Origin of the sequence: Serratia odorifera (assembly GCF_041448735.1) — a bacterium.
Lineage (GTDB): Bacteria > Pseudomonadota > Gammaproteobacteria > Enterobacterales > Enterobacteriaceae > Serratia_F > Serratia_F odorifera.
Genome location: NZ_JBGMUT010000008.1, coordinates 19,996 through 32,194, shown reverse-complemented (window position 1 = coordinate 32,194; position 12,199 = coordinate 19,996). Strand labels below are relative to the sequence as shown.

Here is a 12,199-nt window from a genome sequence, read left to right as displayed (position 1 = left end):
TTTGCGAAAAGCCAACTGCGATTCAGATAAATCTCCTATAAAAAATCTATTTCCCTTCCTGGAATAATGACAATTTATCACAGCGATTTCTTATCGTCGCGCAACATCACCACTTGGCGATAAAATTCTTCCAACACGCGGTTCTGTTTCTACACTTATAAGCATTCGCCGGGCAGGTAGCGTCGCCGGGCAAAATGAATCGTTGCATCTATAATAGTTTCATTGAATCATTATCTCACGCCAAAAAGCGTGTTATATGATGGGGATATATGCTGTAAGGCCGGACTGGCCTGAAACGGCCGCCGAGGCTTACCCCGCCGTGCCGTTGCTCTTTTGAGGACACATCATGTTTGCAGATCCGGGACCCGTGCTCCTTAACACCCTGTTTGGTACCAGCAGCCCTCACTGGCGGCTGTCTTTTGACAGCAACGCGCTGGAGCTGACCGCCGTGAAAGGCACCACGCATATTGCCGTCACCCTGACGGCCCTGCAGGCGGCAAAAATCCGTCGGCTGACCGGCGTGACCAGCAGCCTGGACATTGCCATCCAGTTATCCGGTGAACCGATCCATTTGCATCTGGTTGGCCGCCGAGTCAATAAATATGAGTGGGCCGGCACCGCTTCGGCCTATACCGATACCAAAGCCGTGGCGCGCGATCTGGTGCACGGTCTGTCGTTTGCCGAGCAGGTGGTATCGGAAGCCAATTCGGTGATTGTCATTGTCGATCAGCACGGCTACATCCAGCGCTTTAATCGCCTGAGCGAAGAATATACCGGGCTGCGCGAGCAGGACGTCATCGGCAAAAACGTCTTCAAGCTGTTTATGAGCCCGGAAGAAGCCGCCGCTTCGCGCCGTAATATTGCCGGCTTTTTCAAAAACGGCTCCTCGTACGAAGTGGAGCGCTGGATCAAAACCGTCAAAGGCGAGCGGCTGTTTCTGTTTCGCAATAAGTTCGTCCACAGCGGCAGCGGCAAGAACGAAGTCTTTTTAATCTGCTCCGGCACCGACATTACCGAAGAACGGCACGCGCAGGAACGGCTGCGGGTGCTGGCCAATACCGACATCATCACCGGGCTGCCCAACCGCAACGCCATTCAGGACAAGATTATCCAGGCGATCGAGGCACGTGCGGCAAGCAGCGTGGGGCTGGTCTATCTCGACCTCGATAATTTCAAGAAAGTGAACGATGCCTATGGTCATATGTTCGGCGACCGCCTGCTGGTTGAAGTTTCACGGGCGATCCTCGACTGCCTGAACCACGGCGAAGTGCTGGCGCGGCTGGGCGGCGACGAGTTTCTGGTGCTGGTCTATCAGGCAGACCGCGTGATGCTTCAGGAACTGGCGCAGCGTATTATCGATCGGCTGAAAACGCCGTTTCGCATTGGTTTGATCGAGGTCTATACCGGCTGTTCCATTGGCATTGCCTTGTGCCCAGAACACGGTGACGATCTTGACGGGCTGATCCGCAGCGCCGATACCGCCATGTATGTTGCCAAGGAATTGGGTAAACGGACGTTTACCGTGTTTTCCCCGGAGATGAACCAACGGGTGGCGGAATACATGTGGCTCGACACCAATTTGCGCAAGGGATTGGAGCAGAACCAACTGGTGGTGTATTACCAGCCGAAAATCGATGCCTACAGCGGCGAGGTACACAGCGTGGAAGCGCTGGTGCGTTGGGATTCTCCCGAACGCGGGCTGATCCCGCCATTACAGTTTATTTCTTATGCGGAAGAGTCCGGGTTGATTACCCCCTTAGGTCAATGGGTGTTGAAGACCGCGGCCCGTCAAGCGGCCGACTGGCAACGGCAGGGGCTGAACCTGCGGGTGGCGGTCAATCTTTCCGCCCGACAGTTAGTGGATGATTCGGTGGTAGAGGATCTGCAACAGGTGTTGCAGGAAAACCACCTGACCCACTGCCCGCTGGATTTTGAACTGACCGAAAGCAGTCTGATCGAAGATGAAAACCGCGCACGCACCGTCATCACACGGCTGCGACAGTTGGGAGCACAGGTTCACCTGGACGATTTCGGCACCGGTTATTCGTCGCTGGCGCAGCTGGCGCGCATTCCATTGGACGCCATCAAGCTGGATAAAAGTTTTGTGCGCGGCGTCAATCTGAACCCGGTGTCGCAATCGCTGGTGCGCGCCATTGTGGCGGCAGCCGAAGCGCTGCAGTTTCGCGTCATCGCCGAAGGCGTCGAAACCGAAAGCGAAAACCACTTCCTCGACTGCGTTGGGGTCGACGAAAAGCAGGGTTTTCTATTTGCACGCCCGATGCTACCGACGCAGCTTGAAGATTGGTTGCGTCGTTACCGCCCGCATCCAGCACCCCTGTAATGCGGGCGGGTGTTGGTCAGCCGGCACGCTGCAGGGTTTGCGTATGCCGATCTTGCAGCATCACCAAACGTTCAATGTATTGCCGATCCTTTGGCTCAATGGTGAACGCCGCATGTACCCAATCTTCGGTGATATCCATCAGCTCGGAACGGGTCAGTTGCAGCACTCGCTGCCGCGCTCGCAGCATGGCGCGCATGCCGTTCAGCTTGGGACGGATGGTGTCGATAAAGGTGCGCGTTGCCAGATACCCCTCCCCCGGCTGGAACAGCCGATCGACCAGTCCGCGGCTTTCGAACCATTCCGCGGTGTGTGCGTCGCCACTCCAGATAAGCTCCTCCGCCAGCCGCATGCCGGCTTTGCGCGCCACCAGCGAATAGCCGCCCATACCGGGGAACAGATTGAAGGCAATCTCTGGGAATCCCATACGCGCATTGTTCTGCGCCAGCAAGAAATGGTGAGCCAATGCCGCTTCAAAACCGCCGCCCAGGGCGCTGCCCTCCACCATCGCGATGCTCACCGCTCCGGTATCGAAGCCGCGCGCCGCCGCGTGTACGCAGTCGATACAGGCTCGCGCGTAGGCGGTCATCGCCGCACGATTACGGGTTTTGATCGACTCGGCGAAGAAGTTCAAATCCCCGCCCACGTTGAACATATTTGGCACCAGTGAGCCGGTAACCCAAAAATCAAACTGCAGTGACGACTCTTTGGCCGCCTGCGCCAACGCCATAATGTCTTCGATTAACGCCTGATTGAAACACGGACGCGGCTCGGCGCGCAGCAACATCCACATAATGTTGCGCCCTTCTTCGTAATAGGCCGAAATCTGCGACAGATTGCCTGCCTCGGTGAACAGGCGGCAGGTGGGGTGATCGAGTAATTTCATAGAACCTTCCAATTTAACCAGTAACAACGATGAAACCGCTCCAGCCCTTACGGCTGTCGTTCGGTAGCGCAGTGGTAAACCACATGGCTACACCATCAGTAAACGCTTTCGTGGCGCTGAAAGAGAAAAATTGGCGGAAAAAATCGGCTGACTCGACGACAAGGGATCGGATTATTACCTATATGTGTGGCAGGAAAAGCCTGGGGGTTAAACAGTTAGCCGGCAAACCAGAGAAATCCCCTAATTCACCGTTGCAACGGCCAAATCGACGGGCGGTTTAGCTATAATCAGTGACAGACCGTCTTTTTATCGTTAAGGAAATCGTGACGTAATGCCTATAGGATCAGATAAAGAACCTCGTCAGCCCGACAATGAAACACCAGCCAAGCCGCTGATCGACCTCAAAACCGGCAATCACAGCATTGACCAGGGCATCTCCGGGTTTTCCCGTCTGGTTGAGCGCATCAAGGCCTGGCCAAGCATTGCCCACCTGCTGCGTGCCACCGAACGTTTCAACGATCGGCTTGGCAGCCAGTTTGGTGCGGCCATTACCTACTTTTCGTTTTTATCGCTGATTCCGATCCTGATGGTGTCATTTGCCGCCGTCGGCTTCGTGTTAGCCTCCAACCCGGATTTGTTGGCTGAACTGATCAACAAAATCGTCGGCAGCATCAGTGACCCGACGCTGGCCAGTACGCTGAAAAACACCGTCAATACCGCCATTCAACAACGCACTACCGTCGGGCTTACCGGGCTGGCGCTGGCGCTGTACTCCGGTATCAGCTGGATGGGCAACCTGCGTGAAGCCATCCGCGCTCAGTCACGTGACGTTTGGGAGCGTAATCCGCAGGATCAGGAAAAAATCTATTTCAAATATACCCGCGATTTTATTTCGCTGATCGGCCTGGTAGTGGCGCTGATCATTACGCTGTCGCTGACGTCGATTGCCGGCTCCGCGCAGGCTGCCATCGTCAATGCGTTGGGGTTGGGCGATATAGAATGGCTGCGCCCGGCGATGACGCTGATCGCGCTGTCGATTTCCATTTTTGCCAACTATCTGTTGTTCTTATGGATATTCTGGATGCTGCCGCGCCATAAGCCAAAGAAGAAAGCGCTGCTGCGTGGCACCTTAATGGCGGCAATCGGTTTTGAAGTGATCAAGTTCGTCATGACCATGACATTGCCACAGGTGGCCAAATCGCCCTCCGGCGCGGCATTTGGCTCGGTAATTGGCCTGATGGCGTTCTTTTACTTTTTTGCCCGCCTGACGCTGTTCTGCGCCGCCTGGATCGCCACCGCACAGTACAAAGAGGATAAGACGCTACCCTCAACACGGTAGCCGGGCCACCTGGCAATGTGAATATACCGGCCTTTCGCATCAGGCTGGTATATTGCTTCAATAGAAAGGCAAAAAACCAGCATAAAATACCAATCAGAAAGCTATGGAACGGCTAAACCAGAATAACAAACTACCCAATAACTTTTCTTTGCCGGTTTTTCAGCGATAAACACTGCCTGAAAGTACATCTGCCACGTTAAAATCTACAAATCACCATACTAATAAAACATTAGTCTTATTAACCGGTTATCGTACACGCTGTACAAAGTTGCGCCGTTGAAAAGGCATTTTGCTGTGTCTAAGATGGCCTTTTAGATAATCAAAATATAAGAAACAACTATGCAAGCCTCCATCGCACCAACCGTCGACGCCGATGATGCGTCCACGCCAGTCAATTCTCGGGGAAAGGTGCTGGTCGCCTCTTTGATCGGCACTGCCATCGAGTTCTTTGATTTCTATATTTACGCCACCGCGGCCGTGCTGGTGTTCCCGCATATTTTCTTCCCGCAGGGCGATCCGACCACCGCGACACTACAATCGTTGGCTACCTTTGCCGTGGCCTTCGTGGCACGCCCTATCGGTTCAGCGCTGTTCGGCCACTTCGGCGATCGCGTCGGCCGCAAGGCCACGTTGGTCGCCTCGCTGCTGACCATGGGGATTTCCACCGTGTTAATCGGCCTGTTGCCGAGTTATGAAACCATCGGCATCCTGGCGCCTATGCTGCTGGCGTTGGCGCGTTTCGGCCAGGGGCTGGGACTGGGTGGCGAATGGGGCGGCGCGGCGCTACTGGCCACCGAAAACGCCCCACCGCGCAAACGCGCGCTGTACGGTTCATTCCCGCAGCTCGGCGCACCTATCGGTTTCTTCTTTGCCAACGGCACCTTCCTGCTGCTGTCCTGGTTGCTTACCGACCAGCAGTTTATGGATTGGGGCTGGCGCGTCCCGTTCGTGCTGTCAGCGGTCTTGGTATTGATCGGTCTGTATGTGCGGGTATCCCTGCATGAAACCCCGGTGTTCGCCAAAGTGGCCAAAGCTGGCAAACAGGTAAAAATCCCGCTTGGCACCCTGTTAAGCAAACATATGAAAGTCACCATCCTCGGTACCTTCATCATGTTGGCCACCTATACGTTGTTCTACCTGATGACGGTGTATTCCATGACCTACGGCACCACCGCACAACCGCTGGGGCTGGGTTATTCGCGTGAAAGCTTCCTGTGGATGCTGATGCTGGCGGTGATCGGCTTTGGCGTGATGGTGCCAATCGCCGGGCTGCTGGCCGATGCATTCGGGCGCCGCAAGACCATGATCGTCATTACCCTGCTGATGATCGGCTTCTCCTTCCTGTTCCCGGTGATGCTTGGCTCCGGCAACCAGGTGCTGGTGATGGCGTTCCTGCTGTGCGGCCTGAGCATCATGGGGCTGACGTTTGGCCCGATGGGCGCACTGCTGCCTGAACTGTTCCCGACCGAAGTGCGCTATACCGGCGCTTCGTTTTCGTATAATGTCGCCTCGATTCTCGGCGCCTCGGTAGCGCCGTACATCGCGACCTGGCTGAACGCCAATTACGGTCTGTTTTATGTCGGCATGTATCTGGCGGCGATGGCAAGCCTAACGCTGCTGGCCCTGCTGCTGATGAAAGAAACCCGCCACAAGTCGCTGTAAACCCCGCTCGGCCCCGCCGGTGTGCGGGGCCACTCTCCCTACCGCACTGTTTTTTGTCACAAAAGCCGTTTATCCTGCCATTCTGCTCAATAACGCGAGTGTTATCATGTCGCTGCGTCGCTGGTTTTTATTACTGTTCATGCTACTGGCACTGGCCGTTGTGGCGATCTACTGGTGGCTGAAGCCTTCACACCCGGATGCTCTGTGGCGCATCGTTAGTCAGCAATGCCTGCCGAACCAGCAACAACGACACCATCCCGCCCCCTGTACGCAGGTGGATCGGGCAGCCGGTTTTGTGGTGTTAAAAGATCGCAACGGCCCGTTGCAGTACCTGCTGATGCCGACAGCGAAAATCACCGGCATCGAAAGCCCGCAGTTGCTGGCAACCACTACCCCTAACTTTTTCCAGCAAGCCTGGCAGGCACGCCGGTTTATGGCGCAGAAATATGCCAAACCGATTGATGATGCAGATATTTCTCTGGCGATTAATTCCGAATATGGCCGCACGCAGAACCAGCTGCATATTCATATTTCCTGCCTGTCACCGGCGATAAAATCCCGGCTGACACAGTTGGCTCCCGGCGTCGGCCAACGCTGGCAATCGCTGCCCGGTGGCCTGCTGAATCATGATTATCTGGCGCGTCGGGTAACGCCAGAACAGTTGGCGCAACAGGGGGCATTCCGCCTGCTGGCCAGCGGAGTCGCCGACGCCGAGCAACATATGGGCCGCTTTGGGCTGGCGATGACCGCGCTGCCCGACGGCGATTTCCTGCTGCTGGCCACCGAACGCAATCTGCTGCGCCTCAATCTGGCCTCGGCGGAGGAGATTCAGGATCACCACTGCCGGCTATTGTCCCCGGCGCCCTGAGCGCCGTTATTTTTTTCCCTTCATTTGGCGCAGTATCTGCCCGCACTGGTTTTCATCGCCCCCGTCGCTGGGCGACACCAGCGCCAGCAGCGCGGCGGCAGGTGCCACTACCACGCCGAGCGCCACCGCGGCAGCACCACGGGCAATCAACGGTCCCGGCTTCACGCCGGCATCCGGGTTCTTGAAGGTTCCGCGCACATAGAGCGGCGAGCGCAACGTCAATACGCGCATACCCTTGCTTTCCGGATTGATGGACAGATCCATACGCTCGCTGGCGAAGTTGGCATTGCCGGTAATGTTGATAATCGCGTTTTCGGTATCGAATACAAATAGCCGTGGCGCTGCAACGCCGTTACGCACCTCAACGTCGGCCGCAGCACAGTTGATGCCCACCTCGTCGTCGCCGAATATCTGCGCCACCAGATAGTTGCCGACGTTCAATCCCAGGATCTCCATCAGGCTGCGGCTGATGACGCCGTCGTTAATCAACAGCCGCAAATCGCCACTGCTGCTGCCGAGCAATGCCGCCACCGAGTTACCGCTGCCGCGTAGTTTAGCGTCCCCGTTCAGTTCTCCCAGGCTGCGCTTCATCGACTCGACGTTCGGTAACAGCTGCTTAAGCTGGAATTTGCGCGCATGCATATCCACCCGTCCCTGCATGGGTTTTTTACTGCCGTCGAGCCGTACGGTGGAATTAAGATTGCCGCCGGCAACGCCAAAGCGCAGCGGATCCATCAGCAATACGCCGTTATCCAGTTTCAAATGGGTAGACAAATCGCTGAGCGGTAAAGAATTACCATGCTCGATACGCCTGGCGGAAAAACGCACGTCGGCATCCATCACATCCCAGCTGTTGCTGTCAAAGCGCTCTACCGGCAATACTCTGTCTGACGGTTGACGCGTTTTTTCACCACGATTGGCTTTTTCAGCGTTGGTATCGGCGCCGATCAACGGTGCCAGATCGGCAAAACGCAGCTGTTTGGAAACCACCTCTCCGGTCAGTTTCGGCCGAGGTTTACTGGCGACGTAGCGTAAATCGCCATGAATATCGCTGTCGCCGATTTTGCCGGCGAAGTTCTGGTACTGATATACCGCACCGCCCTTGTCATGCAGTTTGGCCGTCAGATGGCCGTCGGTGGCGTACGGCGGCGTGTTTGGCAGCAGTACGCCGGTCAGAGGATAAAGATTACCCAGGCTGTCGCCGGAGAATTTCAACTGCACATCCAGCCCTGCCAGCTTTAACGGATCGCTCAACGTGCCGGCCACCACCACGCGGGTCGAGCCGGAACGGACGTCGGCCTGCAACGGGAACGGCAGTTGCGCATTTTGCAGCGACAGCATGCCGCCGATCTTGCCGCTGCCGCTCAACGGCTCGCCGTTATATCTGCCCTGGACTTTCCAGCCAAAAACATAATCCGGCGTTACCGCTTCACCCTGCTGCTTTTTACCGGTCACTTCACTGAACGGCAGCGGCTTGCCAAGCGGATCGATCTGCGCACGGAAATCGGCCTTCAGCACGGCATCTTTATAATCAAGCTGGCCGCGATCGAACACGATATCGTGAATGTTCACCGACCAGTCGGAGGCCGCTGCCTGCGGGTCGCTGTCGCTATTCGCCAGATGGAATGTCCAGTTGTTTTCGCCATTGGCCAAGCGCTGCAATCGCGCGTTCGGTTGCTTCAACCAGATACGCGGGATCGACAGCTGCTTACCCAGCAGCGCCAGCGGCGCAATGCTGGCATCCACCCGCTGTAGCGTCACCATATGCTCGCCGGGAATCGCCGCCGGGTTGCCAAGCACAATATCTTCGGCGTGGATATGCGGCCACGGCACCCAGGCACGCCAACCGCCTTCGTCCTTGTTGCGCGTCCATGCGACGCCCAGGTCGCCGCGAATGGCAAACGGCCGTTGTAGTTCGGCAGAGACCTTCTCATTGATGGCGGGCTTAAGGCGGTTCCAGTCGAACGTGGCGATCAGCACGACCAAAGCTACCGCCACCACCATCACTACCCCGCCCAGCCAACTAAAAACTTTTCCTGTTTTGCTCATAACGGATTCCTGAACGCACTCGTCAATCGTTGGATTTGCCTGGCAGAATTGATTAATAACTCTTATCAAGCCTAGTTGATGACCAGTAAGAATTCACGCTGAAGGCGGCGGATGTAACATCGCCAACCGCCGATCGCGCGAATATGTTGGCCGCTGGGTTTAGCAGAAAAAAGAGATCGCGGGACATTTTACGACCACGATCAAAATAAACTAAAACACTGTTTTATTTGTATTGACTCACTGCCGCGTTGCCATGAGACTGAGGATATTGCTCAGTAACCAGACGTGTTTTTAACGCAGGGAATCCCATGAATCACAAAAATCTTGCCGTGATCGGTGAATGCATGATCGAACTGTCGCAGAAGGGCGACGATCTCAGCCGTGGTTTTGGCGGCGATACGTTGAATACCGCGGTCTATGTCGCCCGTCAGGTCGCGCAGCAGGCGCTGAATGTGCATTATGTCACCGCTCTGGGTAACGACAGCTTTAGCGACGAAATGCTGCGCACCTGGCAGCAGGAAAGGATCGGGACTTCACTTATCCAGCGCATGGACAACAAACTGCCGGGGCTTTACGTGATTGAAACCGATGAGACCGGCGAGCGCACCTTCTACTATTGGCGCAACGATGCCGCCGCACGCTACTGGCTGGAAGGCCCGCAGGCGGACAGTATTGTGTCGCAACTGGCGCGGTTTGATTATCTCTATCTCAGCGGCATCAGCGTGGCGATCCTCAATGCAGGCAGCCGGGCAAAACTGCTGACGTTGCTGTGCCAATGCCGCAGCAACGGCGGCAAGGTGATTTTCGACAATAACTATCGCCCGCGCCTATGGCAAAACAAGGAAGAAACCCGGCAGGCGTACCGCGATGTGCTATCTTGCACCGATATTGCGTTCCTGACGCTGGATGACGAGGATTTATTGTGGGGGCAGCAGCCGGTAGAACAGGTGGTGAGCCGCACCCGTGGCTTCGGCGTACAGGAAATCGTAATTAAACGCGGCCCAGAGTCGTGCCTGGTATTCAGCGCTGAAGGCGGCGAATACGACGTGCCGGCGGTGAAACTGGCCAAAGAGAAAGTGGTGGATACCACCGCCGCCGGAGACTCCTTCAGCGCCGGTTACCTCGCAGTGCGGCTGAACGGCGGCAGCGCACAACAGGCAGCACAGCGCGGACATCTGACAGCCAGTACGGTGATTCAGTATCGTGGGGCCATTATTCCGCTGGCGGCCATGCCAGCGTGATGCCAAACCGCGCATCAAGGCGATCGGCGGCCTTCTGAGGGGGCGCCGTAGCCATACTGCGACTGCGGGTCGGGGAGGATCGTTCGCCAAAGCACAGCCGTCTCCCTCACCATTAATTGTGCAAAATAGCATGAGAGAGATTGACTGTATCGTTTGATAGCGAAGATAATACTGCTAGATAAATTTTCCCTGGTGTTAGCCAATTGGCAACCTGATCTAAAAGGTCAGGTTTTTTTTCGAATCTTTATACTTTCATTTTATGAACGCAGTATATGTTTTCTTCATTCCGTCGGGTAGTTAGACTTAGGTCTAGGTTTGGGCTATACTTTTGTTAGTACAGGGACGTTATAGTTTCACTTGAGGTAATTAGATGGCTATTTTATTTTCCAATAATGACATCATCAATGACACGATAAAAAGTTATCTCGATCGCAAGCTGAAAATGTACGGTGATATAAAATATTCCTATCTGATTCTTAATAAGAAAAACCCCGCCGAGATAAATATAATTTCTAATTACCCTGATGAGTGGGTGAATATTTATAAAGAAAATAACTATCAGCACATTGATCCCGTGGTGATTATCGCATTCAATAAAATAGCGCCATTCTCATGGGATGAGAACCTTGCTATCAATTCCAGTTTAAAACTTTCAAAAATATTCAACCTATCCAGGAAATATAATATTATTAACGGCTTTACCTTTGTCCTGCACGATCCTAATAATAATCTGGCCATGTTATCCATCATGTTGGATGAAGAAAAAAGCAACGAGATAGAAGAAAATATCGAAAGTAACAAAGAAAAACTGCAAATGCTGTTAATTTCCGCCCATGACAAGCTCATCTCTCTATACCGAGAGATGAGCCAGAATAAAGATGAGAAGATATATAACGATAAAGAAATATTCTCACATCGTGAGAATGAAATTCTTTATTGGGCCAGCATGGGGAAAACTTACCAGGAAATCGCACTTATACTGGGTATAAAAACTGGCACTGTAAAATTTCATATTGGCAACGTAGTCAAAAAACTCGGCGTATTGAATGCCAAGCACGCGATAAGACTCGGCATTGAGCTGCAGCTCATCAAACCGGTCATTCAGTGAAAGCCAACGATAACGGCCAATGTGTCAAGGTATTCTCGGCAAGGCTCTCATGCTGCTTTATTCGGTTAATCAGTTCCGCCTGGTTTTGGCTGTCGGTCGGTAGAAACAGCAGATAGATGGGCTTTTCCTTTTCTGACAGCCCTTGCTCAACCACAGAAATCCCCCAACCAGAACGTTTTAATATTGTCAGCATCGGATGACTGACGATGGTGAATATGCCTTCATAACCCGCATTGATTGAATAGTTAATCATGGCAAGAAACAGAATGGAACTGATAGGGAATCGACTATCAAACATCGATTTGACCCTTTTTTTATCCACAAAGAACCGGCTGGACTCCAGATAATTCCCTACTGGAATGTCGATCTTGTCAAAATAGCTGAAAAAGGTGCCGGTTATCATATTAGGATATTTCGTTTCTATAAATCTTACACTACAGATCACCGAACCATTATTGACGCCTAATAGATAATTGGTGTTATTATTATCATAATCGTCAAATTCCATACCATTATTGCAATTTACCGCCCAATCGAGACGATCTTTGAAGGTTTCTTTGCGCAGTGTAAATAATTCTTCCGATACGTCATTGGCCAACAAACTATAATTTACATCAAATATCTCTAACATATTCCCTCCGTTAACGGCATGTTTGCATGTCAAATACAACCACACAACAATTTTTCTTATATCCAGCGGCGTTAGTC

General features: G+C 53.7%; 9 protein-coding genes. 6 read left to right on the top strand and 3 right to left on the bottom strand.

Annotation, left to right across the window (positions count from 1 at the left end; translation table 11 throughout):
- Positions 1–346 precede the first annotated feature (346 nt).
- Positions 347–2,341 (top strand): cyclic di-GMP phosphodiesterase, encoded by a 1,995-nt coding sequence (pdeR, locus tag ACCC84_RS17835; protein ID WP_198773687.1) that lies wholly within the window; start codon positions 347–349, stop codon positions 2,339–2,341.
- Positions 2,342–2,357: 16 nt separating this feature from the next.
- Here pdeR and ACCC84_RS17830 read toward each other — a convergent pair whose 3' ends face one another.
- A complete protein-coding gene (locus tag ACCC84_RS17830) occupies positions 2,358–3,224 on the bottom strand; it encodes a crotonase/enoyl-CoA hydratase family protein (RefSeq protein ID WP_004956448.1) in 867 nt (288 codons plus the stop codon).
- Positions 3,225–3,555: 331 nt separating this feature from the next.
- Here ACCC84_RS17830 and yhjD point away from each other — a divergent pair, with 331 nt between their 5' ends.
- The 3 genes from yhjD (at position 3,556) to ACCC84_RS17815 (ending at position 7,093) form a co-directional block, all read left to right on the top strand.
- Positions 3,556–4,563: an inner membrane protein YhjD gene (gene yhjD / locus ACCC84_RS17825; RefSeq protein ID WP_273871182.1), complete on the top strand. Its 1,008-nt coding sequence runs from the start codon at positions 3,556–3,558 to the stop codon at positions 4,561–4,563.
- A 339-nt stretch (positions 4,564–4,902) separates the two neighbouring features.
- A complete protein-coding gene (locus tag ACCC84_RS17820) occupies positions 4,903–6,225 on the top strand; it encodes an MFS transporter (RefSeq protein WP_004956450.1) in 1,323 nt (440 codons plus the stop codon).
- Between the two features lie 106 nt (positions 6,226–6,331).
- Positions 6,332–7,093: a CDP-diacylglycerol diphosphatase gene (locus tag ACCC84_RS17815; protein WP_039991389.1), complete on the top strand. Its 762-nt coding sequence runs from the start codon at positions 6,332–6,334 to the stop codon at positions 7,091–7,093.
- Between the two features lie 6 nt (positions 7,094–7,099).
- On the opposite strand, the gene ACCC84_RS17810 is transcribed toward ACCC84_RS17815, so the two are convergent.
- Entirely contained in the window at positions 7,100–9,142 is a 2,043-nt protein-coding gene (locus ACCC84_RS17810) for an AsmA family protein (RefSeq protein ID WP_088499837.1), read from the bottom strand.
- 308 nt (positions 9,143–9,450) lie between these two features.
- Between ACCC84_RS17810 and kdgK the strand changes: the two genes are divergently transcribed.
- Both kdgK and ACCC84_RS17800 read left to right on the top strand, forming a co-directional pair.
- Positions 9,451–10,383 carry a 2-dehydro-3-deoxygluconokinase gene (gene kdgK / locus ACCC84_RS17805; RefSeq protein WP_371902142.1) on the top strand — a complete coding sequence of 311 codons (933 nt, stop codon included), beginning with the start codon at positions 9,451–9,453 and terminating at the stop codon, positions 10,381–10,383.
- 370 nt (positions 10,384–10,753) lie between these two features.
- Positions 10,754–11,491 (top strand): helix-turn-helix transcriptional regulator, encoded by a 738-nt coding sequence (locus ACCC84_RS17800; RefSeq protein WP_004956454.1) that lies wholly within the window; start codon positions 10,754–10,756, stop codon positions 11,489–11,491.
- On the opposite strand, the gene ACCC84_RS17795 is transcribed toward ACCC84_RS17800, so the two are convergent.
- Positions 11,481–12,122, bottom strand: a complete 642-nt coding sequence (locus ACCC84_RS17795) for an acyl-homoserine-lactone synthase (RefSeq protein WP_371902141.1) — start codon at positions 12,120–12,122, stop codon at positions 11,481–11,483. The two genes, ACCC84_RS17800 and ACCC84_RS17795, sit on opposite strands and share 11 nt — an antisense overlap.
- Positions 12,123–12,199 lie beyond the last annotated feature (77 nt).